Source organism: Streptomyces sp. NPDC020780, from assembly GCF_044334475.1.
Lineage (GTDB): Bacteria > Actinomycetota > Actinomycetes > Streptomycetales > Streptomycetaceae > Streptomyces.
In genome coordinates, this window is sequence record NZ_JBIRTB010000009.1 from 119,238 (window position 1) to 143,551 (window position 24,314).

Consider the following 24,314-nt stretch of genomic DNA (forward strand, 5'->3'; position numbering starts at 1 on the left):
AACCGGCGTGATCAGAAGCCACCTCCACCCCCTCTGCGCCGTTGCCGCCGCCGCTCTGCTACTGACCGGCTGTTCGGGAGACCCGGCCGACAAGAAGCCCGCGCACCCGGTCTTTGACGTACCGACAGAACAGCAGCCCCGCCAGGCGCTACTCGCGACCCAGGCCACGCGCACCGCGCGCTTCACGCAGCACCTGACGTTCACCTCGCCGGCCGGGGACACGGTGCAGACGTCGACGGGACGCGTCGACTTTCCCGGCGGCCGTGCCGTCGGCTCGATCGGCTGGACACTGGCCGAGGGCCTCCCGGAGGAAGCCAAGGACGCACTGCTCGGTACGCGGCTCGGCGCCGACCGGTCCCCGGCCCAGGTACGCGTGGCGGTCGAGCCGGACACCATCCGGCTGCGCGCCGGGGAGGCCGGGTACTGGCTGAGCTACGCAGGGGCGTCGGCGGCCTTCGGCAGTGACGACGCCATCGATGCGCTGCGAGGGGCCGAATCCGCCTTCGGTGGCACGCTCTTGGAGACGGTGAGCGGAGTCCAGGACGTGAAGGAGGTGAGGGAGGTGAAGGAGGACGCGAAGGAGGACGCGAAGGAGTCCGCGGCCGGTGACGGCGGCCGGACCTACCGGGCGAAACTCACCGCGTTCAACGCCCTGCGCATGTTCTCCAAGGACCTGCGCGCGGAGCTAACCAGCGACATCGATCCGAACGGCACGGCTACTCCCGTGACGCTCGCGCTGTCGACGGACGCCGAAGGCCGCATCACGCGGGCGGAGGCGGACTTCTCCGCCCTGCTCGACAGGAAGGACAGCGCCCTCGCCGGGACGACGGGGCTGCGCGCTGTTCTGACACTGGGCGGCTTCGGGGCCTCGGAACCGGCCATGCCGGCGCCCTCGGAGCGGACGCTCGACGCCAAGAAGGTCACCACGGCCGTCGGCGAGGTCGAGGAGGGCGAGTGCGCCGACCTCACGACGGGCACCCGCATCCTCGACATGGTCGTCTCCGTACCCTGCGCCGGGCCCCACGAGGCACGCGTCTTCGCCCACGAGACCTTCGGGGCCCGCTATCCGGGGGACAGGAAGGCGAAGCGGATGGCGAGGACGGCCTGCGACGAGGCGTACGGATCGGCCCCCGCCGCCTGGACCGCCGAGGGCGCGAAGAAGGACCACTATTGGTACACCTGGCCGGGCGAGGACCGGTGGGGAGTCGGCGCCGAGCCCGTCGTGACCTGCTACGTGCTGACGCGGTGACGGTGACCGTGACCGAAGTGGCGGGGGAGTCGATGACGGTGACCGTGAGGGGGCAGTGGCGGTGACCGACGCGGCGGGGGAGGTGGTGACCGTGAGAGGGCGGTGGTGGTGACCGAAGTGGCGGGGGAGGTGGTGACCGCGCCGGAAGGCCGCCGCTCCTTCCGTCCGTCTGCCGCCTGCGCCCGGAGGCCGCCACCATCCGTCGTCCTACCGCCGCGCCGGGGGGCCACCCCCTTCGTCGTCCTACCACCGCGCCCGGAGACCGCCGCCCCTCCGTCCTTCAGCCCGCGCCCGGAGGCAGCCCCTCCCCTCCTCCTACCGCCCGCGCCCGGCGGCCCCGCCGCCGCTCCCACCGCCCGTACCGGAGCCGGTACGGGCCGTCAGGTACTCCTCGAACGTGCCCGTGCCGACCGCGTGTTGCGGGGTGAGGTGGTTTCCGGCGCGGAAGCTCCGGTACGCCCCGCCGAACAAGGGCACGCTCACCACGCGGCGCCGGCGCCCGGTGGCGGCGAGGTAGGCGTGGGCCAGCTCAGGGAAGGTCCGCACCTCCGGGCCGCCCATGTCCTCCACCCGGCCCGCGGGTGCGCCCGTCGCCAGCACGGCCAGGCGGTCGGCGACCTCGGACACCTCCACGGGCTGGTCGCTGACGCCCGCCGGCAGAAGGAGTACCGGTAGCTTGGCCAGGCTCCGCAGGACCGTGGCGACCAGGTCGTGGAACTGGGTGGCCCGTAGCACCGTCCAGCCGAGCCCCGACTCCTCGACCATCCGCTCCACGGCGAACTTCGACCGGTAGTAGCCGAACGGCACCCGGTCGACGCCGACGATGGAGATGTAGACGAGATGCCCCACCCCGGCCCGCCGTGCCGCCGCGATCAGGCGGACGGCCGCCTTCTCGTCGCCCCCGCGCGGCCCGCTCGCACAGTGCACGACCGTGTCCACGCCTTCGACGGCTGCCTCCAGGACCGGGCCGCCCTCCCGCAGATCGACGGCGTACGGCTGCGCGTGCCTGCTGAGCACCCGGACCTCGTGCCCCTGTGCCCGCAACCGCTCGGTGACGAGACGGCCGAGCGTTCCGGTACCGCCGGTGACCAGGATCGTGCTCATGATCGTTCTTTCCCTCCGTACGGCGGGCACTCCCGGGCGGAGCGCCCTCACCCCTCAGGACGGGACAGCCGTCCCGGATGTGACAGAACTACCGGAAACGGCCCTGCGAGCAGGCGAGCTGACGCCGTGTGGAGACCGGTGTGTCGGGGTCGACCACCGTGCGCACGCGCCGCGGTGCTCGCGAGCGCACCGTTCCGCACGGCCCGGCACCGCCCCGTTCGTGGTGGGCGGCATGGGCGGGGAGCTCCCCGTGCCGCTCTGGTAATGTGCCGCTTCCCGAGACCGGGACCGACCCAGGAGGTGAGACCCATTACCGCTGTATCAGCACGGGTGCTCACCCCTCGCCGTCGCGTGGCCGACACGGCGTAAGCGACCGCGGAGCGCCCTCGGTTTCCCCGAAAGGCTCCGCCGCATGACACCGTCGACCCCACCGCTCACCGCCGCCTCGATCGTCACCACCCTCCGCGCCGCCGGCTGCGTGTTCGCCGAGGAGGAGGCGCGGCTCCTCCTGTCGACCGCCTCGGGCCCCGCCGGGCTCGCCGCCATGGTCGAACGCCGCGCCGCCGGACTTCCGCTCGAACACGTCCTGGGATGGGCGGAGTTCAGCGGCATGCGCATCGCGGTGGACCCGGGTGTGTTCGTTCCGCGGCGCCGTACCGAATTCCTCGTCGCGCAGGCCGCAGCGCTCGCCCCCGCCGGTGCGGTGGTCGTCGACCTGTGCTGCGGGTCCGGGGCGCTGGGAGTGGCCCTGGCGTCGGTGCTGCCCCGGGCCGAACTCCACGCCGCCGACGTCGAACCCGCCGCCGTGCGGTGCGCGCGGCGCAACGTGGGCGCGCTCGGGACGGTGTACGAGGGCGACCTCTTCACGCCGCTGCCCGCCGCGCTCCGCGGCCGCGTCGACGTCCTGCTCGCCAACGTGCCCTACGTACCCACCGAGGACGTCGGACTGCTGCCCGCCGAGGCGCGCGTCCACGAGCCCCGGGTGGCGCTCGACGGCGGCGGCGACGGGCTCGACGTCCTGCGCAGAGTGGCCGCCGAGGCGCCCGGCTGGCTGGCCCCCGGCGGCAGCCTGCTCGTCGAGACGAGCGAACGTCAGGCGGGCATCGCCCGGGAGACGGTGGGCGGCAGCGGACTCGATGCGCGCGTCGTCGTCTCGCCGGAGCTGTACGCGACCGTCGTCATCGGGACCCGTCCCCGGCGTCCGTGAAACGCCAGCGGGTCTGACCGAACGGGTCGCCCTTGGCGAAGCCGAAGGCCGTGCGCGGGGCCACCGCGAAGACCAGCGCACGGCCTCCCGCCCCGTTGGAGAACATGCCGTCGGTGACGCCGAAGTGCCAGTCACTTCCGTACTTGGCCTCCCAGCCCTCGGCCAGCGCGATCAGCCGCTCCTCGTCCGTCACCCGGACCGCCCGGCCCTCCACCACCACGTCGAGTCCCTTGTTCAGCCTGTTGGCGCCGGTGGTCAGGACGACCTCCGGGTTGGCGGCCAGATTCCGCGCCTTGCGTTCGGCCGGGCCCGTGCAGAAGTGCAGCGCGCCCTGGGACCACAGCCCGATCAGCGGCGTGACGTGGGGGCGGCCGTCGGGGCGGACCGTGGACAGCCAGTACAGCTCCGCTCCCTCCAGCAGCGCGACCCCCTCCGCCCACGGGCGGGCGGTGGCGTCCACGCCGCTGTAGTGCGGGTCCAGAGCGGTGTCGGGTGCGGTGCCCCGGTCCTCGTCCGGCATGACGGGCCTCCTCGTGCTGCGGTGCGTCTGCGTGTGCGTCCAGGCCATCGTGCCCGGGAAGGGGGGACTTCGCCGCCGCTCCGAATTCATCGCGGCCCCTTAAGCTTCGGAGACCGGATGGACGAGGTCGGCGGGCAGGAGAGCGTGGGATGACGACGGTGCCGGGACGCAGGAGCAGTACGTTCACCCGCCTGCTGCGGCACGGCTTCACCGACCCGTCCGCCGCCGAGCGGCTGCTGGAGCTGCCCGCGCTGTCGTCCGTACGGTCCGACTCCGTCCTCCTCGACGCGCTCGGGGCGACCGCCGACCCCGACCTCGCCCTGGGCGGGCTGGTCCGGCTCGTCGAGGCCGAGGAGGCCGCCGAACGGCAGGTGCTGCTGGACACCCTCGTCACCGCCAAGCCGCTGCGCGACCGGCTCCTCGGCGTCCTCGGTGCCTCCGAGGCCCTCGGGGACCATCTGGCGCGGCACCCGCGCGACTGGCAGGCACTCGTCACGTACGAGGCCACCGACCTCCACCCCGGGGTCGCGGAATTCGAGCACATGCTCGCCGGCGCCACCGATCCGGACGCGTTGCGGGTCGCGTACCGCAGGTCCCTGTTGTCGATCGCGGCCCGGGACGTGTGCGGGACGACCGATGTCGCCCAGGTCGCCGCGGAACTGGCCGACCTGGCGACGGCCACGCTGCGCTCGGCGCTCGCGATCGCGTGCGCCGCCGCCCCCGCCGACGCGGCGCGGTGCCGGCTCGCCGTCATCGCCATGGGCAAGTGCGGCGGGCACGAGCTGAACTACGTCTCCGACGTCGACGTGATCTTCGTGGGCGAGCCCGCCGAGGGGGCGGAGGAGAGCGCCGCACTGCAGGCCGCCACCCGGCTCGCCGCCCACATGATGCGGATCTGCTCCGACACCACCGTCGAGGGCACGATCTGGCCCGTCGACGCCAACCTCCGCCCCGAGGGCCGCAACGGGCCGCTCGTGCGGACCCTGTCCTCGCACCTCGCCTACTACCAGCGCTGGGCCAAGACCTGGGAGTTCCAGGCCCTGCTCAAGGCCCGCCCGGTCGCGGGTGACCGGGCGCTGGGCGCGGAGTACGCCGAGGCCGTCGCCCCCCTCGTCTGGCAGGCCGCCGACCGGGAGAACTTCGTCGGCGACGTGCAGAAGATGCGGCGGCGCGTCGTGGACAACATCCCCGTCGACCGCGTCGACCGGGAGCTCAAGCTCGGCCCCGGCGGGCTCCGGGACGTCGAGTTCGCCGTACAGCTCCTCCAGCTCGTCCACGGGCGCAGCGACAGCACGCTGCACTCCGGCTCGACGCTGGACGCCCTGCGGGCGCTCGCCGACGGCGGATACATCGGGCGGGCCGACGCGGCGCAGCTGGACGAGGCCTACCGCTTCCTGCGCGCCATGGAGCACCGCATCCAGCTCTACCGGCTGCGCCGCACCCACCTGGTGCCCGAGGACGAGCCTGACCTGCGGCGCCTGGGACGCTCCCTCGGGCTGCGCACCGAGCCGGTCGCCGAGCTCAACAGGGCGTGGCGGCGGCACGCCTCCGTCGTGCGGAGGCTGCACGAGAAGCTGTTCTACCGGCCGCTGCTGGACGCCGTGGCGCAGCTGGCCCCCGGTGAGACCCGGCTCAGCCCGAAGGCCGCCGTCGTCCGGCTGGAGGCACTGGGCTACGCCGACCCCGCCGCCGCGCTGCGGCACCTGGAGGCCCTGTCCTCGGGGGTGTCCCGCAAGGCGGCCATCCAGCGCACGCTGCTGCCGGTGCTGCTCGGCTGGTTCGCGGACTCCGCCGACCCGGACGCGGGACTCCTCGGCTTCCGGCAGGTCTCCGACGCGCTCGGCAAGACCCCCTGGTACCTGCGGCTGCTGCGCGACGAGGGCGCGGCGGCGGAGAACCTCGCCCGCGTCCTGTCCGCCGGCCGGCTCGCCCCCGACCTGCTCATGCGCGCCCCGGAGGCCGTGGCCATCCTCGGAGCCCCGGAGGGGCTGCGGCCCCGGGACCGCGCGCACCTGGAGCAGGAGGTACTGGCCGCGGTGAGCCGGGCGCCGGGCGCCGAGGCGGCCGTCACGGTGGCACGCGGGGTGCGGCGGCGGGAGCTCTTCCGTACGGCTGCGGCCGACCTGATCGGCTCGTACGGCACCGAGGAGAGCCCGGCCGAGTCCGATCCGGGGGCGCTGGTGGACCGGGTCGGCTCCGCGGTCACCGACCTGAACGCCGCCACCCTCTCGGGGGCGCTGCGCGCGGCCGTACGCGCCCGCTGGGGCGACACCCTGCCGACCCGGTTCGCCGTCATCGGCATGGGCCGCTTCGGCGGGCACGAGCTGAGCTACGGCTCCGACGCGGACGTCCTGTTCGTGCACGCGCCCCGTGAGGGCGTGAGCGACGAGGAGGCGGCCCGGGCCGCGAACACGGTCATCACGGAGATGCGCAGGCTGCTGGAGCTGCCGTCGGCCGACCCGCCGCTCCTGATCGACGCCGATCTGCGGCCGGAGGGCAGGAGCGGGCCGCTGGTGCGGACGCTGAACTCGTACGCGGCGTACTACCGGCGCTGGGCGCTGGTGTGGGAGAGCCAGGCGCTCCTGCGGGCGGAGCCGATGGCAGGGGACGAGGAGCTCGGACGGGCGTTCGTCGAGCTGATCGACCCGCTGCGGTACCCGGTGGAGGGGCTGCCGGAGGACGCGGTACGCGAGATCCGGCGGCTCAAGGCGCGGATGGAGTCCGAGCGGATGCCGCGGGGCGCGGACCCCACGCTCCACACCAAGCTCGGGCGGGGCGGCCTGAGCGACGTCGAGTGGACGGTACAGCTGATGCAGATGCAGCACGGCTGGGCGGAGCCGGGGCTGCGGACCACGCGTACGCGTGAGGCGCTTGCCGCGGCCTGCGCGGCGGAGCTCATCCCGGCGGACGAGGCCCAGACGCTGGACGAGGCGTGGGTGCTGGCCACCCGCGTGCGGAACGCGGTGATGCTGGTACGGGGGCGGCCGGGGGACACGTTCCCCTCGAACCCGCGCGAGCTGACGGCGGTGGGGCGCTACCTCGGGTACGAGCCGGGGCACGTCGGGGACATGCTGGACGACTACCGGCGGATCACCCGGCGGGCGCGGGCGGTGGTGGAGGAGCGGTTCTACGGGGCCGCGGGGTGAGGTGACCCGGGACGCCGCTCAGGCGGCGGGCGGCCGGCCCGGTTCGGAGGCCGCGGCGGGGACCGGCCGCTCCGGTTCGGAGGCCACGGCAGATCCGGTCCGGTCCGGTTCCGAGGCCGCGGCGGGAGCAGGGGCGGTCCGGTCCGGCGCCGGGCGCCCGGCGGGGGAGGTCCGGCCCGGGAGCAGGGCGCGCGCACGGCCCGGCCGGCCGGAGCGCGGCACCACCTTCGGCAGGCGGTGCGGCAGCGAGCCGTACCAGGCGTACGACAGTACGTAGCCGAACGCCAGGCAGGCCATACCGCCCACCGCGTCCAGCCAGAAGTGGTTCGCGGTCGACACGATCACGATCAGCGTGGCGAACGGGTACAGCAGGCCCAGGATCCGCGCCCAGGGGGCGGTCGCCAGGGCGCATATGGTCAGACCGCACCACAGGGACCAGCCGATATGCATCGACGGCATCGCCGCGTACTGGTTGGACATGTGCTTGAAGTTGCCCGAGGCCATCGACCCCCAGGTCTGGTGCAGCATGACCGTGTCGACGAAGCTCTCCCCCCTCATCAGGCGGGGAGGGGCCAGCGGGAACAGGTAGTAGCCGAGCAGGGCCACCGCCGTGGTCGCGAAGAGGATCAGCCGGGCCGGCGCGTAACGGCCCGGGTGACGGCGGAACAGCCAGACGAGCACACCGATGGTGACGACGAAGTGCAGGGTCGCGTAGTAGTAGTTCATGGACACGATCAGCCATGTCACCGAGTTGACCGCGTGGTTGACCGACTCCTCGAAGGCCAGCCCCATGCCGTGCTCCAGGGACCAGATGAGGTCGGCGTTGCGCAGGGCCGCCGTCTTCTGCTCGGGAACGGCGTTGCGCACCAGCGAGTAGAGCCAGTAACTGACCGCGATGAGCAGGATCTCGAACCACAGACGCGGGCGGCGCGGGGAGCGCAGGGCGCCGAGCCGTGCGGACCACCGGGGGCTGGACGCGGGACGGTCGGCCGCCACCGCTTCGTCCGTGCGGGGTGACGGGGTGACCGCCGTACGGTCATCCTGTGTAGTCACAAGCGATTCACCCATAGGCGCAGAGTCTGCCAGATTCGTGTCCGTGTGCCCGATGATCCTCCGGTCGGGTTCCGGCCGCACGTTCTGTACCTTACCGGCGTGACCCGGGCCCAGGAGACGTGCCCGGCCCGGCGGCCGTCGAGCCGCGCACGACCAGTTCGGGCATGAAGACGAACTCGCTGTGCGGGGCGGGCGTGCCGCCGATCTCCTCCAGCAGGGTGCGCACCGCGGCCTGCCCCATGGCCGTCACCGGCTGCCGGATCGTGGTCAGCGGCGGATCGGTGAACGCTATGAGCGGGGAGTCGTCGTACCCGACCACCGAGAGGTCGCGCGGCACGTCCCTCGACAGCCGGCGGGCCGCCCGGATCGCCCCGAGCGCCATCATGTCGCTCGCGCACACCACCGCCGTGCAGCCGCGCTCCATCAGCGCCGAGGCCGCCGCCTGGCCACCCTCCAGCGTGTACAGCGAGTGCTGGATCAGCTCCTCCACCGCGTCCGCGGTGAGACCCAGCTGCTCCCGCATCGTGGCGTGGAAGCCCTCTATCTTGCGCAGTACCGGTACGAAGCGTTTGGGGCCGACCGCGAGTCCGATGCGCTGGTGCCCGAGCGCCACCAGGTGCGTCACCGCGAGCCGCATCGCGGCCCGGTCGTCGGGGGAGATGAACGGCGCCTGCACCTTGGAGGAGAAGCCGTTGACCAGCACGAAGGGCACACCCTGGGCACGCAGTTGCTCGTAGCGCTGCATGTCGGCGGAGGTGTCGGCGTGCAGACCCGAGACGAAGATGATGCCCGAGACGCCGCGGTCCACGAGCATCTCCGTGAGCTCGTCCTCCGTGGAGCCCCCGGGCGTCTGTGTCGCCAGCACCGGTGTGTAGCCCTGCCGCGTCAGCGCCTGGCCGATGACCTGGGCGAGGGCGGGGAAGATCGGGTTCTCCAGCTCGGGCGTGATCAGTCCGACGAGTCCGGCGCTGCGCCTGCGCAGCCGCACCGGACGTTCGTAGCCGAGGACGTCGAGCGCCGCGAGGACGGATTCGCGGGTGGCCGCCGCGACACCGGGCTTGCCGTTCAGTACACGGCTGACCGTCGCTTCGCTGACCCCCGCCTGAGTTGCGATATCGGCAAGCCGTGCGGTCATGGGAGTGGACTGTACCGGGCGCCTGTCGGATTGCCCACCACGCGCTGTATCCGTGGCTCACGGCCCGAATCCCGGAGGCCGCCGCAACCCCGGCGGCAACATCTTGCAATACCTTGCGGGTGCTTCCCGTCCTTGCTCTTCGGATCGTCGTACTGCCGAAAAAAGGCGCCTGGCCTGCTGTGGACAGGGTCGCAGCGTCTTCGTCAAGAGGCTTGACGGCAACCTTGAGGACACGCCAATGTAACGATCAGCGGTGCTTGCAGAAATCTTCCGCAAGGTCTTTCGGTCGTCTTTCATCCTTGTTACGTTCACGTCGACCCGGCGCCGCGACGGAGCGGTACGGCAGTTGAAGGAGTTCAGATGCGACGTGGCATAACGGCCACCGCCCTGGTCGCGGCCCTGGCGCTCGCGGCGACCGCCTGCGGCAGCGACGACGAGTCCGGCGGCGGTAAGAGCTCGGGTGAGCTCTCCGGCACGGTGACCTGGTGGGACACCTCGACGGTCGGCAGCGAGGACAAGGTCTTCAAGAAGATCGCCGAGGGCTTCGAGAAGAAGCACCCGAAGGTCGACGTCAAGTACGTCAACGTGCCCTTCGGTGAGGCGCAGAACAAGTTCAAGAACGCCGCCCAGGCCGGCGCCGGCGCCCCCGACGTCATCCGCTCCGAGGTCGCCTGGACCCCCGAGTTCGCGGACCTCGGCTACCTCGCGCCGCTGGACGGCACCTCGGCGCTGAAGGACCAGGACGACTTCCTGAAGCAGGCCGCCGCCTCGACGAAGTACAACGGCAAGACCTACGCGGTCCCGCAGGTCATCGACTCCATGGGCATCTTCTACAACAAGAAGATTTTCAAGGACGCCGGTGTCGAGGTCCCCAAGAACATCGGTGACCTGAAGACCGTCTCCAAGACGATCAAGGAGAAGACCGGCAAGACCGGTCTCTACCTCCGCGGCGACGACGCCTACTGGTTCCTCTCCTTCCTGTACGGCGAGGGCGGCGACCTGGTCGACGCCTCCTCCAAGACCGTCACGGTGGACAAGCCCGAGGGCGTCAAGGCCTTCAAGACCGTCAAGGACCTCGTCGACTCCGGCGCCGCCAAGACCGACGCCACCGACGGCTGGGAGAACATGCAGTCGTCGTTCAAGGACGGCAAGGTCGCCATGATGATCAACGGCCCGTGGGCCGTCGCCGACACCCTGGCCGGCAAGGAGTTCGCCGACAAGGCGAACCTGGGCATCTCCCCGGTGCCGGCCGGTTCCGCCGGGCAGGGCGCCCCGCAGGGCGGCCACAACCTCGCCGTCTACGCGGGCTCCAAGAACCTCGAGGCCTCCTACGCCTTCGTCGACTACATGACGTCGGTGGAGACCCAGGCGCAGACCGCCGGTGAGCTGAACCTGCTCCCGACCCGCACCTCGGTCTACTCCAAGCAGGCGGCCGTGGACAGCGAGATCGTCCAGTTCTTCAAGCCCGTCGTCGAGACCGCCGTCGAGCGCCCCTGGATCCCGGAGACCGGCAGCCTCTTCGCGCCGCTCGTCACCGAGTACACCAAGGTCCTCACCGGCCAGACCACGCCGGAGAAGGCCGCCTCGGCGACCGGCGACTCCTACCGCAAGCTCCTCAAGGGCTGGAAGTAACTCAGGAAGGCAGGCCGACTGATGGCTGTCCACACCAGCCAGTCGGTGGCGAAGGCCGCGGGCGACGACGTCGCCCGCGGCCCCAGCCGCGGTACTGGCAACCCCCCGCCGCCGAGCAGGCTCCGGCGAGCCATGTCGGTGCACTGGTACGCCTGGGTCATGGTCGCCCCGGTCGTGATCGTGATCGGCGTGATCATCGGCTATCCGCTGGTCCGCGGCATCTACCTGTCGCTCACCGACGCCAACGAGCGCAACGTCGCACGGTCCATCGGCGTCAATGAACTGCCCGCCACCTACACGTTCGTGGGCGTCGACAACTACGTCGACGCGCTGACGGGTACCCAGTTCCTCGGCACGCTCGGCTGGACCCTGGTGTGGACGGTCTCCTGCGTGGGCATCACGTTCTGCCTGGGCATGGGCCTCGCCAACATCCTCAACCGCCGCATCGCCGGACGCTCCGCCTACCGCATGGCCCTCATCCTGCCCTGGGCCATCCCCGGCTTCGTCTCGGTCTTCGCCTGGCGCTTCCTCTACAACGAGGACCGCGGCCTGCTCAACAAGATCCTCGGCGGCGCCGGCATCGACGGCATACCGTGGCTGAACGACCCGACGTGGGCCAAGTTCTCCGTCATCGCCGTCAACGTCTGGCTCGGCGTCCCGTTCATGATGGTCGCCCTGCTCGGCGGCCTGCAGTCGATCCCCTCGGAGCAGTACGAGGCCGCGGAGATGGACGGCGCCACCGCCTGGCAGCGCTTCCGCCACATCACGCTCCCCGGACTGCGCCCGGTGTCCACCACGGTGATCCTGCTCTCCACCATCTGGACCTTCAACATGTTCCCGGTGATCTTCCTGCTGACCCGCGGCGGACCCGGCGAGGCCACCCAGATCCTGGTCACCCAGGCGTACAAATTCTCCTTCGAGATCAGCCCGCGCGACTTCGCGCAGTCCTCCACCTGGGGCGTGCTGATCCTCGTACTCCTGATGCTCTTCGCCATGGTGTACCGGCGAGTGCTCCGCACGCAGGGAGACAAATGGTGACCACCGCAACGGCGACCACCGCCCGCCACAGCGCCCGCAAGCCCAAGCCCCGGCTGCGCGGCGACCGTTCCCCGGCCGCCTCCGTGGCCCTGCACCTCACCCTGGTCATCGCCTCGGTGATCGCGGTCTTCCCGGTGCTGTGGGTCCTGCTCACCTCGCTGAAGCCCGCCAAGTTCGCCACCACGACGGACTTCTTCAGGGAGACGACGTTCGAGAACTACACGAACCTGATCAAGGACACCGAGTTCCTGAGCTGGTTCGGGAACTCCGTCGTCGTCGCGGGGCTCTCCACCGTCATCGGCGTCTTCGTCTCCGCCACCACCGGCTACGCCGTCAGCCGCTTCCGCTTCCCCGGCAAGCGCGGCCTGATGTGGACGCTGCTGATCACCCAGATGTTCCCGGTCGCCGTCCTCATCGTGCCGATCTACAACATCATGTCGAGCATCGGGCTGCTCAACCAGCCGGCCGGCCTCGTGATCACCTACCTCACCATCTCCGTGCCGTTCTGCGCCTGGATGATGAAGGGCTTCTTCGACACGATCCCGCGCGAGATCGACGAGTCGGGACAGGTCGACGGCCTCACCCCGTTCGGCACGTTCTGGCGGCTGATCCTGCCGCTGGCCAAGCCCGGCCTCGCCGTCACCGCCTTCTACTCCTTCATCACCGCCTGGGGCGAGGTGGCGTACGCCTCCGCCTTCATGGTCGGGGACGAGAACCTCACGCTGGCCGGCGGACTGCAGAAGTTCGTCAACCAGTACGGAGCCCAGTGGGGCCCGATGACCGCGGCGTCCGTACTGATCGCGATCCCGGCCGCCCTGGTCTTCCTGTTCGCGCAGAAGCACCTGGTCACCGGCATGTCCGCCGGAGCCGTCAAGGGCTGACCCGCCCAGGACCCCAGTCCCGTACGACTGAACGCACCCGTCACGGCGGCGCCGGATCCCCGACCCGGTCCCGGCGCCGCTCCCCACCCAGACACCCCAGGGACGACATGACCCAGCACCTCGCTGCCCCCTCCACCGGCACGTCCGACAACAACCCGGGACACCGCACCGGCTGGTGGCAGGACGCGGTGATCTACCAGGTCTATCCGCGCAGCTTCGCCGACGCCAACGGCGACGGCATGGGCGATCTCGCGGGCGTCACCGCGCGGCTCCCGTACCTCAGGGACCTCGGTGTCGACGCCGTCTGGCTCAGCCCCTTCTACGCCTCACCCCAGGCCGACGCCGGCTACGACGTCGCCGACTACCGGGCCATCGACCCGATGTTCGGCACCCTCCTGGACGCCGACGCGCTGATCCGCGAAGCCCACGGCCTGGGCCTGCGCATCATCGTCGACCTGGTGCCCAACCACTCCTCCGACCAGCACGAGTGGTTCAAGCGCGCCCTCGCCGAGGGGCCGGGAAGCCCCCTGCGCGAGCGTTACCACTTCCGCCCCGGCAAGGGCGCCGACGGCGAACTCCCGCCCAACGACTGGGAGTCCATCTTCGGCGGCCCCGCCTGGACGCGGACCACCGACCCGGACGGCACGCCCGGCGATTGGTACCTGCACCTCTTCGCGCCGGAGCAGCCCGACTTCAACTGGGAACACCCGGCCGTCGCCGACGAGTTCCGCTCGATCCTGCGCTTCTGGCTCGACATGGGCGTCGACGGCTTCCGCGTCGACGTCGCCCACGGCCTCGTCAAGGCCGAGGGCCTGCCCGACCTGGGCGCCCACGACCAGCTGAAGCTGCTGGGCAACGATGTCATGCCGTTCTTCGACCAGGACGGCGTCCACGCGATCTACCGCAGCTGGCGCACCATCCTCGACGAGTATCCCGGCGACCGCGTCCTCGTCGCCGAGGCGTGGACGCCCACCGTCGAGCGCACCGCCAACTACGTGCGCCCCGACGAGATGCACCAGGCCTTCAACTTCCAGTACCTCTCCACCTACTGGGACGCGGCCGAGCTGCGCGAGGTCATCGACACCTCGCTCGCCGCGATGCGTCCGGTGGGCGCGCCCGCCACCTGGGTGCTCTCCAACCACGACGTCACCCGGCACAGCACCCGCTTCGCCAACCCCCCGGGCCTGGGCACCCAGATCCGTACCGCGGGCGACCGCGAGCTCGGGCTGCGCAGGGCCCGCGCGGCGACCCTGCTGATGCTGGCCCTGCCCGGCTCCGCCTACGTCTACCAGGGCGAGGAGCTCGGCCTGCCGGACGTCACCGACCTGCCCGACGAGGCCCGCCAGGACCCGTCGTTCTTCCGCGCCGAGGGCCAGGACGGCTTCCGTGACGGCTGCCGGGTGCCGATCCCGTGGACCCGCGAGGGCAGCTCGTACGGCTTCGGCGACGGCGGCAGCTGGCTGCCGCAGCCCACGGGCTGGGGCGAGCTCTCCGTCGAGGCGCAGACCGGCAGGGACGGCTCCACCCTGGAGCTGTACCGCGCGGCGATCGCCGCCCGACGCGAGCACCCGGGCCTCGGCGCCGGCACGGACGTGGAGTGGCTGGACGCCCCCGAGGGCGTGCTCGTCCTCGGCCGCCCCGGCTTCGTCTGCACCGTCAACACGACCGGCGCACCGGTACGGATGGCGGTCCCCGGCACCCCGCTGCTCTCCAGCACCCCGGTCACCGCCGACGGCGACACCTTCGAGCTGCCCGCCGACACCACGGTGTGGTGGACGGTGTGACCGTCCCCGCACCCAGGACCGGACCGGCGCTGCGGCTCTCCGACATCGCCGGGCAGGCCTCGGTCAGCGAGGCCACCGTCAGCCGGGTGCTCAACGGGAAGCCGGGCGTCGCGGACACCACGCGCCAGCGGGTGCTCGCGGCGCTCGACATTCTCGGCTACGAACGTCCCGTACGGCTGCGGCAGCGCAGCGCCGGGCTGATCGGTCTGGTGACCCCCGAGCTCACCAACCCGATCTTCCCGGCGTTCGCGCAGTCCGTGGAGCAGGTGCTCGCCGGGCACGGCTACACGCCCGTGCTCTGCACCCAGCTGCCCGGCGGCGCCACCGAGGACGAGCTCGTCGAACAGCTCGTCGAGCGTGGCGTCGGCGGGATCGTCTTCCTCTCCGGGCTGCACGCCGACACCTCGGCGGACCCGGGGCGGTACGCCGCGCTCACCGACCGCGGCGTGCCGTTCGTCCTGATCAACGGCTACAACGAGCGCATCAGCGCCCCGTTCGTCTCGCCCGACGACACGGCCGCCGTCCGCATGGCCGTCGGGCACCTCGCCGAGCTCGGCCACCGGCGGATCGGTCTGGCGATCGGGCCGCAGCGCTACGTGCCCTCGCGCCGTAAGCGGGACGGTTTCGTCCAGGCGGCCGTGTCCGTCCTGGGCATGACCCGGGAGGAAGCCGAACTCATGGTGTGCTCGACCCTGTTCGGCGTGGAGGGCGGCCAGGTCGCGGCGGACGCCCTGCTCGACCGGGGCTGCACCGGCATCGTCTGCGGCAGCGACCTGATGGCGCTGGGCGTCGTCCGGACGGCCCGGGGCAGAGGGCTGGACGTGCCGCGCGACGTCTCCGTCGTCGGCTTCGACGACTCCCAGCTCATCGCCTTCACCGACCCGCCGCTCACCACGGTCCGCCAGCCGGTCCAGGCGATGGCGGCGGCGGCGGTGGGGGCACTGCTGGAGGAGATCGGCGGAAGCCCCGTCCAGCGCACGGAGTACGTGTTCCAGCCTGAGCTGGTGGTACGGGGGTCCACGGCGGCGGTGCGGGGCGCCTGAGCCGGCGTGGCAGCGGAAGTCGACGGGCCGGGTCCGGAGGGGGGATCCGGCCCTTTCGGCTGTCACATCGCCGCGTACTGCCGGTCACCCCGGCGTCAGCTCTCCGAGGCGTACGTGAGGAAGGCTTCCCAGGTCGTGGGCGCAAAGCCGAGGCGGGGGCCGGGGACGTTCTTGGAGTCGCGGACGTGCACCGCGCCGCGGGTGGTGGCGACCTCGACGCACTCGTTGCTGTTGCTGCTGTCGCTGTAGCTGCTCCTGAACCACTCCGGTTCCATGGGTTCCCCGGCAGGTGGCTGGTAGGTCATGTCTCTCCTAGCACTTCCTCGATGAAGGCCAGAGACTCCCTGGGTGTGAGAGCCTGGGCCCGGATGATGCCACACCGCAGTTCGATGATCCGGAGGTGTTTCGGGTCTGCGACCGGGCGGCTTCCGAAGTCTCCCTCTGAGCGTCCCACGGCGGATCCGCCCCCGAATTTCAGCACCTGCATCCGCGGGTACGCCGCCGAGGCGTGTAGGGCAGTGCTCGCCTGGTTCGCCGACGTACGTCCCGGCGAACCGGTGGTGCTCTGCACCCAGACCGCCAACGACCGTTCGATGCGCCTTCGCGGCCACGCTCGGCTTCACGGAGGTCGAACGGTTCGAGGAGCGCCGAGCAGTGGTTCGGCGCCCTGCCCTCGATCGTGCCGCCCGACAGCCCTCAGGCGTACGGCACGACCACGACCTGTACGTCGTCCTCGTAGACGACCCGCCCCGGATCCGCGGAACACAGCATCCGGCAATCGACGCCGTGGGCGGCCAGGATCTCCAGGTAGTCAGGGACCCGCGTGAGCAGATGCGCGGCCGACGGCTTGAACCATGCGGCCGCGCCGGGGTTGATCGCGTCGTCGTACACGGTCGGGTCGACCGTCGAAGGGTCGGTGTACGCAGCGTCGTACCACTGGTTGTGGCTGCGGCGGAGGGACTCCTGCTCGTCCGACAGCCGCCCCTCGCGGGCCAGGTTGTTGACGAGCCCGAAGACGCCGGTGAAGTGACCTCGCCGGTTCCGGTGCGGAGACTGGAAGCGTACGTACGTCACCGCTGCGCTCGCCCTGCCGGTCATCCCCGTCGTCAGCTCTCCGAGGCGTACGGGACGAACGCTTCCCAGGTCGTGGGCGTGAAGCCGAGGCGGGGGCCGGCGACGTGCTTGGAGTCGCGGACGTGCACCGCGCCGCGGATGGTGGCGACCTCGACGCAGTCGGCCTCGCTGCTGTTGCTGCTGTAGCTGCTCTTGTACCACTTCAGTTCGTGATCGCCCTCGGCGGGCAGCTTGCTGATCATGTTTCTCCCAGAAGGTGCTCGATGAAGGCCAGCGACTCCCGAGGGGGGAGCGCCTGCGCCCGGATCATGCCATACCGCAGCTCAAGGATTCGAAGCTGTTTCGGGTCGGATACCGCCCGGCCGTTGAACGCCCCTTCCGAGCGTCCGAGAGCCGTTCCGTCCCTGAACTTCAGCACCTGCGTCTCTCCCTGCATTCCAGCGTGTTCCTCGCGGGCGGTCGGCATGACCTGGATGGAGACTTGCCGCAACTGGCCGATGGACAAGAGGCGTTCGAGCTGGCGGCGTAGAACCATTGTGCCCCCGAGCGGGCGCCTCAGGGTTGCTTCCTCCTGTACGAAACTGAGAGCGGGAGCCGGAGTGCGCTCGAAGATCGCCTGCCTGGCCATCCGCGCGGCGACTGCGTGCTCGATCGCATCGGGCTCGTATGCCGGCAGTCGCATCTCGAAGAGCGCTCGCGCGTACTCGGCGGTCTGCAACAGGCCGTGCAGGTTGTGGTCCCCGTAGGCCATGAGCTCGACGGCCCGAGCCTCCACCCTTGCCAGGTCCCGTACCTTCTTCGGGTACCGGACCTCCGCCAACTCCCGTTTCAGCAAGGCGAGCTTGCCGCCTGCTCGCAGCACCTCGTCCGCCCTGTCCAGGAACTCCGGGCGGGGGATGCGGCGGCCGCCCTCGACCTTGTAGACCAGGTCCTCCCCGTACCCGATCGCGGCCCCGAACTCTCCGGCCCGCATGCCTGCCGCCTCCCGCCAGGCCTTGATCTGACGACCCACCGTCGCGGCCATGGCGACACCCGACTCGTCATCGGGATCGACCTCCCAGCCGGGCTCGTCGGCTCCGCCGTCGTCACCGCGTGCCGCGACGACCTCATCCACGCTCATCCGTACCCCACTTCCCACGCGCCTGCCGTTCCCGTACCAACCGCTGTCCTCGCCGGCCAGTCACCCCGGACAGTCGGGACAGCATCGGACAGGGGCGGGACAATCACCGTACGTAACCGCCCGATTGCTTCTCACGGTACGCAGGAGGGGTCACGCTGAGGGACGTGACCCAAGAAATCACCCGAACCGAACATTCCGCTCCCACCCGGCAGTTCACCGTTCTGCTCTCGCCCACCCGTCGGGGCGCCAGGCTCGCCCGCCTGCTCACCACGGCGCACCTGGGGGACTGGGGACTGCCCACGGGGCCGGCCGCGCACATCGTGGCCGAGCTTGCCGCGAACGCCGTTCTGCACGGCCGGGTGCCGGGGCGGGACTTCCGGCTGCGCCTCTCGGTCCATCGCGATGCCGTCCTCCGGATCGAGGTGACCGACGCCCGGGGCGAACGGCTGCCCCCGTCGCCCGGAACCGTCGTGGCGGCCGTTGACGGCGAGTCGGGACACGGTCTGCTGATCGTGGAGGCGCTCGCGGACCGCTGGGGGATCGACGTCGAGCCGGCCTCATGCAAGACGGTCTGGGCCGAACTCGCCCTCGCACGGTGAGGGCCGCCACCTGGCCGCTGGGGCATCAGTCCTCCGCGCTCCACTCGCCGTCAGGCATATTTCGTCACTCATTCAGGTGACTTAGAGCAACTAAGCCGGATATCACATGGGTTGTCGGGAATATAATTGCCCCGACTTCCACGGAGACGAGACGCGCCGCCGGGGCGGACATTCCGGCCGAGGGTCCCTGAGGGCGAGACACGCAGAGCCGCCGCCCTGAACGAGTGGGACGTGGCAGCTCGGCTGTGTCCCCGTTTCCCGCCCGGCACCCGGGATCACGCATCACCCGCCGCCCGTCCCGTCCGGTCGTCATTCCGCCCTCGACTGCGACCGCCGTCGCTACACCTTCCGCCCGCGGCATTGCGGCCACTGCCGTGACCGCCGCACCGACCTGTCCACAGCAGCCTGATTCCGATGGGAAACCCATGGTCAGCGCACCGCACGAAGCGATGCACCGCATCTTCCAGAAAGACCCGGGCCTGTTCTCCCGGCTTCCCGAAGTCCTCGGGCTCGAGATTCCGCCCCCGGTGTCGGCAGAGCCTCTGACGGTCGACCTCACCGAGAACGAGCCGCTCGAACGGCGTGTCGACACCCTCCTGCGGATCGAGACGCGGAACGACGGGCCCTACCTCCTCGTCGTCGAGGCCCAGGGCAAGAAGGACCCCGGAAAGACAGCCAGCTGGCCGTACTACGTCACGTATCTCAACAACAAGTACCGGCTGCCCGTCCTGCTCCTCGTGATTTGCCAGGACCACGCCACCGCCGCGTGGGCCGCCCGCCCCCTCACCATCGGCCTGCCCCAATGGCCGACCGTCACGACCCGCCCTCTGGTGGCGGGCCCCCACAACATGCCCGTCATCACCGACGTGGCCGAAGCGCGCAAGGACCTCGCGCTCGCCACACTCTCGGCGATCACACACGCTGACAATCCGGACGTCGATGCGATACTGAAGACGATGTCGGCCGCTCTGCGCGACACGCCGGAATCGATCGCCGAACCCTTCGTCGAACTCATCGCACAAGGCCTGGGCAACCGCCCGGTCGCACAACAGTGGAGGAACCTGGTGGCCGTGGATCTCTCCTTCTACACCTCGCCGCTCTCCGAAGAAATCCGGGACGAAGGCCGCGCGCAGGGCCGTGAACAGGGCCTCGTGCAGGGCCTCGTGCAGGGCCTGGCGCAGGGCCGCGTGCAGGGCACCGCGCAGGGCCGCGCCGAGGATCTCCTGCTCACCCTCGACGTGCGTGGCATCGGCATCACCGATGCCACCCGGAAGAAGGTCACCACCTGCGGTGACCCCGAACTCCTCCGCCGGTGGCTGGCTCGCGCACTCGTAGCCACCACGGCCGAGGAGGTCTTCGGCGAGGAGACCTCCGCCGATCGGTGACGAGTCGTCCCGGTGCCGGTTGCCCTGCGTGGCGTACCGGCGCCGGCCCCGCCCGCACAACAGCAGAGGAACCTGGTGGCCGATCTCTCCTTCTACATCTCGCCCCTCTCCGAGGAAATCCGGGAAGAGGGCCGCGTGCAGGGCCGTTTGCAGGGCCGCGCCGAGACCATCCTGTTCATCCTCGATGAACGCGGCATCGACGTCATGGACGCCACCCGCGAGAAGGTCAGCACCTGCGGCGACCCGGAGCTCATGCGCCAGTGGCTCAGGCGCGCGGTCCTCGCCACCACTGCCGAGGAGATCTTCGGCGATGACGAGCCCGTCGGCCGCTGATCCTCAGCCGTCCGCCGAGAGCGCGGCGGCAGTCTCCCGGGCGAACGCGTCCGGGTTGTCCAGCATGATGTTGTGCCCGCAGTCCGGGACCGGGACCACGCGCACACCGGCTTCGGTGAGCGCCTCGGTCCCGGCGGGCGCACCGTCGGCCTGCGGGTACAGGAACGTCCGCGGGATGCTCAGCTCCAGCAGCAGCTCACGCATCGTGGGCGTGGTCCCGCGGGTCAGGTGCACGGCGCTGCGGTGGAGGGCCTCCAGGCCGGCCAGGCGCATCGTGGACCACCAGTGGGGACCCGCCAGGTCGCGGATCCGCTGCCAGCCGCCCGCCAGGAACTCGGGCTCGGAGAGCGCGGCGATCCCGCTGCTGCCCGGAGCTCCCGGCACCGGTGTCAGAGGATCGAGGTTCGCGTCCACCAGGACCAGGCGCGACACCAGTCGGGGGTGACGGGCCGCCAGGACGACGGCGACGGAACCACCCATACTGTGCGCCACCAGCTCCGCGCCGGTGACGCCCGCGTCCGTCAGGGCCGAGGCCAGCGCGTCGGCGTGCGATGCGAGGCGGTAGTCGAAATCGGTCGGCCGGTCGCTGATGCCGTGGCCCAGAAGGTCGACGAGCAAGGACCTGCGGCCGGTGAGCAGCGGGTGCGCGGCGGCTTGCGCGAAGTAGGCGGGGGAGGTGGCACCGAGGCCGTGCACGTAGACACGGGCAGGCTCCTGCCCGGGCAGCTCCACCCAGCGGATCCGGTCTCCCCCCGGGGTGACGGTGGCGTCGCGCACTCTGTACTCCTCGGTCTCATCGCTGTACGGCACGAGCGTAACCGGCCACCTCGGAGGGCCCGGTCGCACCCGCTTGCACGGTGACTCCGCCCCCGGCGACGCGGTGCGCCGGCTACCGGTAACGTTGCGTTCTTCGGTCGGCGCGACCTTCCGGAGTCACGAAGGCGGCAGCCAATGCCCATACCCGTACCGCGCCCGGACCGGACTCCGGCACCGCGCCTCGACGCCGCGCTGCACGACCTCGCCGTCACCTTCGGCGGGATGACGGCCGTCCCGGACGAGGACAACTGCGCGTGCCACTGGGGCAGCGCCGAGGACCTCGAGCAGCTCAAGACACCCGACGTCGAACTCGACCCCGACCTCCTGCGGCGCACGTGGCAGGCGGTCGACTGGCGCGACCACGGGGCCGTACTGCGCCGCATCCTGCCTCAGTTCGCGACAGCGCTCGTCGGGGGGCGGGTGGAACCGCTCTTCGACATGGGGGACGTAGGCCAGTCCTTCGCACGTGGCAGATGGCAGCAGTGGCCCGCCGCGCAGACCGCTTCCGTACGGGAGTTCCTGCACGCGTGGTGGGCCGACAGCCTCACGGCGCCCGACGCCCCCGTGCCGGCGTACCAGGTCTTCGCGGCGTGCGCCGAGGCCTCGGGCACGGTGGCTCCCTGGCTCGCGGTATGGGGCGCGACGGACCACCCGGAGGCCGCCCGGCGGCTGGTGGAGGCCGTGGACCGCTGGGAGTACGACCTGCTGGGTGACGAACTCCCGTGGTACGCCTGGGAAAACGACAAGGAGAGGGTCGGTGGGCTCAGCATCTGGCTGGCCCGCAACGCCCCCGCGCGTCTGACGGCCCAGGGCGCCTCCGAAGAGCTGCACCACGCGGTCCGGCTCCTCGGTCTCACCGGACCCGCCCGCTGGGAGGACCCCCACTGGCCGGGGCACACCTACTGAGCCGTCGGCCGACTGCGGTCATCGTGAGCCGAGAGACGGGGAAACCTGGCATGTCGCCCGGACTACGGTCCGTAACCTCACGCCGACCGGATGCGGCGAGCTGGACGCGACGAGGGTGGCCCGCCCAGGAGAGGTCCGGAGGTCGGCCCAGGGTGGGCCGGCGGGGAAGCGACGTCCGGACCTCTCCGTGGCGTGACCGGCCCGGCCGGCCGGGCGCGTGGGACCCGGCGCACCGGACCCCCGGCCGGCCGGACCGGAGTCGGGATGAACGTAACAGCACCGCAATATCTTGCGTAAGTCCTTGCAGGGAGAAATCTGCGAGATTTCGCGGATGTGATCGGGATGTTATCGCGTCATGTCCAGGGGGTTGACCGGGGCAGGTCAGGCTCGTACCGTCGCTGCGCATCGAGGTTTTGCATTCTTGCTGCAAGAACCTTCATGAGCCTTGACGGCACGGCGCGTTGCCAGGTGAGGCTGCTCCGCCACCCCCCGCACTTTCCCCCACGCAGGAGGAACAGACATGGCACGCAGATCCCTGTCCGCCACGCTCGCCATGGCCACGGGCGCCGCCGTCCTGGCCGTCCCCACCGGGCTCGGCGCCGCGGGAACCGCCCAGGCCGCGCCGCCCGGCGAGAAGGACGTCACGGCCGTGATGTTCGAGTGGAAGTTCGCCTCCGTCGCCAAGGCCTGTACGGACAGCCTCGGCCCGGCCGGTTACGGTTTCGTCCAGGTCTCGCCGCCCCAGGAGCACATCCAGGGCGGCCAGTGGTGGACCTCGTACCAGCCCGTCAGCTACAAGATCGCCGGCCGCCTCGGTGACCGTGCTGCTTTCGCGAACATGGTCAGCACGTGCCACGGCGCCGGCGTGAAGGTCATCGCCGACTCGGTCATCAACCACATGTCTGCCGGATCCGGCACCGGCACCGGGGGCTCCTCGTACACGAAGTACGACTACCCGGGCACCTACTCGGTCAGCGACATGAACGACTGCCAGGCGCAGATCAGCAACTACGGCGACCGCGCCAACGTCCAGAACTGCGAACTCGTCGGCCTCGCCGACCTGGACACCGGCGAGGAGTACGTGCGCGGCCGGATAGCCGGCTACCTCAACGACCTGCTCTCCCTCGGCGTCGACGGCTTCCGCATCGACGCCGCCAAGCACATGCCGGCAGCCGACCTCGCGAACATCAAGTCCCGGCTGAGCAACCCGGGCGTGTACTGGAAGCACGAGGCCATCTACGGGGCGGGCGAAGCCGTCTCTCCCTCCGAGTACCTCGGGAGCGGTGACGTCCAGGAGTTCCGCTACGGACGCGGTCTCAAGCAGGCCTTCACCGGCGGGAACCTCGCGAGCCTCAAGAACTTCGGCGAGGGCTGGGGCTTCATGGAGTCGGGGAAGTCGGCGGTCTTCGTCGACAACCACGACACCGAGCGCGGCGGCGACACCCTGAACTACAAGGACGGCGCCAACTACACCCTGGCGAGCGTCTTCATGCTGGCCTACCCCTACGGCTCCCCGGACGTCCACTCCGGTTACGAGTGGACCGACAAGGACGCCGGCCCGCCCAACGGCGGTCAGGTGAACGCCTGTTACACCGACGGCTGGAAGTGCCAGCACGCCTGGCGCGAGATCTCCTCCATGGTCGGCTTCCGCAACGCCGCCCGGGGCCAGGCCGTCTCGAACTGGTGGGACAACGGCGGCAGCCAGATCGCCTTCGGCCGGGGCTCCAAGGCGTACGTCGCCATCAACCGCGCCGGCTCCTCGCTGACCCGTACGTTCCAGACGGCACTGCCCGCCGGTGACTACTGCGACGTCCAGTCCGGCAAGGGCGTCACGGTCAACGGCTCGGGACAGTTCACCGCCACCGTCGGCGCCGGCACCGCCGTCGCCCTGCACGTCGGCGCCCGGACCTGCACGGGCGGCGGCACGACCCCCGACCCCGGGACCTCCTCCGGCGCCTCCTTCGGCGTCAACGCCACCACGCAGCCCGGCCAGAACATCTACGTCACCGGCAACCAGGCCGCGCTCGGCAACTGGTCCGCCGGCAGTGCGCTCAAGCTCGACCCGGCGGCGTACCCCGTCTGGAAGCTCGACGTGGCCCTGCCCGCCGGGACCTCCTTCGAGTACAAGTACCTCCGCAAGGACGCGAGCGGCAACGTCACCTGGGAGAGCGGCGCCAACCGCACCGGGACCGTGCCGTCCTCCGGAAAGATCGCGCTGACCAGCGACGTCTGGCGCAGCTGACAACACACCACCGTGTGGGCCGGGGACGCGGGACACGCGTCCCCGGC

22 protein-coding genes and 2 pseudogenes are annotated in these 24,314 nt (G+C 71.0%); 14 read left to right on the forward strand and 10 right to left on the reverse strand.

Annotated features, from left to right (window positions below; translation table 11 throughout):
- The first annotated feature begins 7 nt into the window (after positions 1 to 7).
- A complete protein-coding gene (locus ACH4VO_RS19045; protein ID WP_398441009.1) occupies positions 8 to 1,249 on the forward strand; it encodes a hypothetical protein in 1,242 nt (413 codons plus the stop codon).
- Between the two features lie 315 nt (positions 1,250 to 1,564).
- Here the strand turns inward: ACH4VO_RS19045 and ACH4VO_RS19050 are convergent, their stop codons facing one another.
- Positions 1,565 to 2,353 carry an NAD(P)H-binding protein gene (locus tag ACH4VO_RS19050; protein ID WP_360990008.1) on the reverse strand — a complete coding sequence of 263 codons (789 nt, stop codon included), beginning with the start codon at positions 2,351 to 2,353 and terminating at the stop codon, positions 1,565 to 1,567.
- A 412-nt stretch (positions 2,354 to 2,765) separates the two neighbouring features.
- Here ACH4VO_RS19050 and ACH4VO_RS19055 point away from each other — a divergent pair, with 412 nt between their 5' ends.
- Entirely contained in the window at positions 2,766 to 3,560 is a 795-nt protein-coding gene (locus ACH4VO_RS19055) for a putative protein N(5)-glutamine methyltransferase (RefSeq protein ID WP_360990010.1), read from the forward strand.
- Here the strand turns inward: ACH4VO_RS19055 and ACH4VO_RS19060 are convergent.
- On the reverse strand, positions 3,532 to 4,080 hold the full coding sequence (locus ACH4VO_RS19060; RefSeq protein ID WP_360990013.1) for a pyridoxamine 5'-phosphate oxidase family protein: 549 nt from the start codon (positions 4,078 to 4,080) through the stop codon (positions 3,532 to 3,534). The genes ACH4VO_RS19055 and ACH4VO_RS19060 overlap by 29 nt on opposite strands.
- A gap of 149 nt (positions 4,081 to 4,229) precedes the next feature.
- Between ACH4VO_RS19060 and ACH4VO_RS19065 the strand changes: the two genes are divergently transcribed.
- Positions 4,230 to 7,226 carry a bifunctional [glutamine synthetase] adenylyltransferase/[glutamine synthetase]-adenylyl-L-tyrosine phosphorylase gene (locus tag ACH4VO_RS19065; RefSeq protein WP_360990016.1) on the forward strand — a complete coding sequence of 999 codons (2,997 nt, stop codon included), beginning with the start codon at positions 4,230 to 4,232 and terminating at the stop codon, positions 7,224 to 7,226.
- Between the two features lie 18 nt (positions 7,227 to 7,244).
- Here ACH4VO_RS19065 and ACH4VO_RS19070 read toward each other — a convergent pair whose 3' ends face one another.
- Both ACH4VO_RS19070 and ACH4VO_RS19075 read right to left on the reverse strand, forming a co-directional pair.
- Positions 7,245 to 8,294 carry a phosphatase PAP2 family protein gene (locus tag ACH4VO_RS19070; protein WP_360990019.1) on the reverse strand — a complete coding sequence of 350 codons (1,050 nt, stop codon included), beginning with the start codon at positions 8,292 to 8,294 and terminating at the stop codon, positions 7,245 to 7,247.
- A 76-nt stretch (positions 8,295 to 8,370) separates the two neighbouring features.
- Entirely contained in the window at positions 8,371 to 9,414 is a 1,044-nt protein-coding gene (locus ACH4VO_RS19075; RefSeq protein WP_360990022.1) for a LacI family DNA-binding transcriptional regulator, read from the reverse strand.
- A gap of 360 nt (positions 9,415 to 9,774) precedes the next feature.
- Between ACH4VO_RS19075 and ACH4VO_RS19080 the strand changes: the two genes are divergently transcribed.
- The 5 genes from ACH4VO_RS19080 (at position 9,775) to ACH4VO_RS19100 (ending at position 15,792) form a co-directional block, all read left to right on the forward strand.
- Positions 9,775 to 11,046 (forward strand): extracellular solute-binding protein, encoded by a 1,272-nt coding sequence (locus ACH4VO_RS19080; protein WP_360990025.1) that lies wholly within the window; start codon positions 9,775 to 9,777, stop codon positions 11,044 to 11,046.
- 21 nt (positions 11,047 to 11,067) lie between these two features.
- Positions 11,068 to 12,084 carry a sugar ABC transporter permease gene (locus ACH4VO_RS19085; RefSeq protein ID WP_360990028.1) on the forward strand — a complete coding sequence of 339 codons (1,017 nt, stop codon included), beginning with the start codon at positions 11,068 to 11,070 and terminating at the stop codon, positions 12,082 to 12,084.
- Positions 12,081 to 12,965 (forward strand): sugar ABC transporter permease, encoded by an 885-nt coding sequence (locus tag ACH4VO_RS19090; RefSeq protein WP_398441088.1) that lies wholly within the window; start codon positions 12,081 to 12,083, stop codon positions 12,963 to 12,965. Before ACH4VO_RS19085 ends, ACH4VO_RS19090 begins: the two co-directional genes overlap by 4 nt.
- Positions 12,966 to 13,072: 107 nt before the next feature.
- Positions 13,073 to 14,749: a glycoside hydrolase family 13 protein gene (locus ACH4VO_RS19095; protein WP_360990034.1), complete on the forward strand. Its 1,677-nt coding sequence runs from the start codon at positions 13,073 to 13,075 to the stop codon at positions 14,747 to 14,749.
- Positions 14,734 to 15,792: a LacI family DNA-binding transcriptional regulator gene (locus ACH4VO_RS19100; protein ID WP_360990037.1), complete on the forward strand. Its 1,059-nt coding sequence runs from the start codon at positions 14,734 to 14,736 to the stop codon at positions 15,790 to 15,792. The genes ACH4VO_RS19095 and ACH4VO_RS19100 overlap by 16 nt, the downstream gene beginning before the upstream one ends.
- 95 nt (positions 15,793 to 15,887) lie before the next feature.
- Here the strand turns inward: ACH4VO_RS19100 and ACH4VO_RS19105 are convergent, their stop codons facing one another.
- Complete coding sequence (locus ACH4VO_RS19105) at positions 15,888 to 16,097, reverse strand: DUF397 domain-containing protein (RefSeq protein ID WP_360990040.1); 210 nt, start codon at positions 16,095 to 16,097, stop codon at positions 15,888 to 15,890.
- Positions 16,094 to 16,279, reverse strand: a pseudogene (locus tag ACH4VO_RS19110) (Scr1 family TA system antitoxin-like transcriptional regulator); the annotation flags it as partial. The gene ACH4VO_RS19105 and the pseudogene ACH4VO_RS19110, both read right to left, overlap by 4 nt.
- A gap of 4 nt (positions 16,280 to 16,283) precedes the next feature.
- Here ACH4VO_RS19110 and ACH4VO_RS19115 point away from each other — a divergent pair.
- Positions 16,284 to 16,531: pseudogene (locus ACH4VO_RS19115) on the forward strand (GNAT family N-acetyltransferase); the annotation flags it as partial.
- Here the strand turns inward: ACH4VO_RS19115 and ACH4VO_RS19120 are convergent.
- Genes ACH4VO_RS19120 through ACH4VO_RS19130 form a run of 3 tightly spaced genes read right to left on the reverse strand, consistent with a single transcriptional unit; the run spans position 16,489 to position 17,986 of the window.
- Positions 16,489 to 16,890 carry a hypothetical protein gene (locus ACH4VO_RS19120; RefSeq protein WP_360990042.1) on the reverse strand — a complete coding sequence of 134 codons (402 nt, stop codon included), beginning with the start codon at positions 16,888 to 16,890 and terminating at the stop codon, positions 16,489 to 16,491. The pseudogene ACH4VO_RS19115 and the gene ACH4VO_RS19120 overlap by 43 nt on opposite strands.
- Before the next feature lie 8 nt (positions 16,891 to 16,898).
- On the reverse strand, positions 16,899 to 17,108 hold the full coding sequence (locus ACH4VO_RS19125; protein ID WP_360990045.1) for a DUF397 domain-containing protein: 210 nt from the start codon (positions 17,106 to 17,108) through the stop codon (positions 16,899 to 16,901).
- Positions 17,105 to 17,986 carry a helix-turn-helix transcriptional regulator gene (locus ACH4VO_RS19130; protein WP_360990048.1) on the reverse strand — a complete coding sequence of 294 codons (882 nt, stop codon included), beginning with the start codon at positions 17,984 to 17,986 and terminating at the stop codon, positions 17,105 to 17,107. Before ACH4VO_RS19130 ends, ACH4VO_RS19125 begins: the two co-directional genes overlap by 4 nt.
- 164 nt (positions 17,987 to 18,150) lie before the next feature.
- Here ACH4VO_RS19130 and ACH4VO_RS19135 point away from each other — a divergent pair, with 164 nt between their 5' ends.
- The 3 genes from ACH4VO_RS19135 to ACH4VO_RS19145 all read left to right on the forward strand — a co-directional run bounded on the left by ACH4VO_RS19135 (position 18,151) and on the right by ACH4VO_RS19145 (position 20,303).
- A complete protein-coding gene (locus ACH4VO_RS19135) occupies positions 18,151 to 18,585 on the forward strand; it encodes an ATP-binding protein (protein WP_360990050.1) in 435 nt (144 codons plus the stop codon).
- Positions 18,586 to 19,010: 425 nt separating this feature from the next.
- A complete protein-coding gene (locus ACH4VO_RS19140) occupies positions 19,011 to 19,970 on the forward strand; it encodes a hypothetical protein (RefSeq protein ID WP_360990092.1) in 960 nt (319 codons plus the stop codon).
- A gap of 75 nt (positions 19,971 to 20,045) precedes the next feature.
- Positions 20,046 to 20,303: a hypothetical protein gene (locus tag ACH4VO_RS19145; RefSeq protein WP_360990053.1), complete on the forward strand. Its 258-nt coding sequence runs from the start codon at positions 20,046 to 20,048 to the stop codon at positions 20,301 to 20,303.
- A gap of 3 nt (positions 20,304 to 20,306) precedes the next feature.
- Here the strand turns inward: ACH4VO_RS19145 and ACH4VO_RS19150 are convergent, their stop codons facing one another.
- Positions 20,307 to 21,080 (reverse strand): alpha/beta hydrolase, encoded by a 774-nt coding sequence (locus ACH4VO_RS19150; RefSeq protein ID WP_360990056.1) that lies wholly within the window; start codon positions 21,078 to 21,080, stop codon positions 20,307 to 20,309.
- A 174-nt stretch (positions 21,081 to 21,254) separates the two neighbouring features.
- On the opposite strand from ACH4VO_RS19150, the gene ACH4VO_RS19155 reads away from it, so the two are divergent.
- Entirely contained in the window at positions 21,255 to 22,025 is a 771-nt protein-coding gene (locus ACH4VO_RS19155) for a hypothetical protein (RefSeq protein ID WP_360990059.1), read from the forward strand.
- 520 nt (positions 22,026 to 22,545) lie between these two features.
- Positions 22,546 to 24,267, forward strand: a complete 1,722-nt coding sequence (locus tag ACH4VO_RS19160; RefSeq protein WP_360990062.1) for a carbohydrate-binding module family 20 domain-containing protein — start codon at positions 22,546 to 22,548, stop codon at positions 24,265 to 24,267.
- Positions 24,268 to 24,314: the final 47 nt, after the last annotated feature.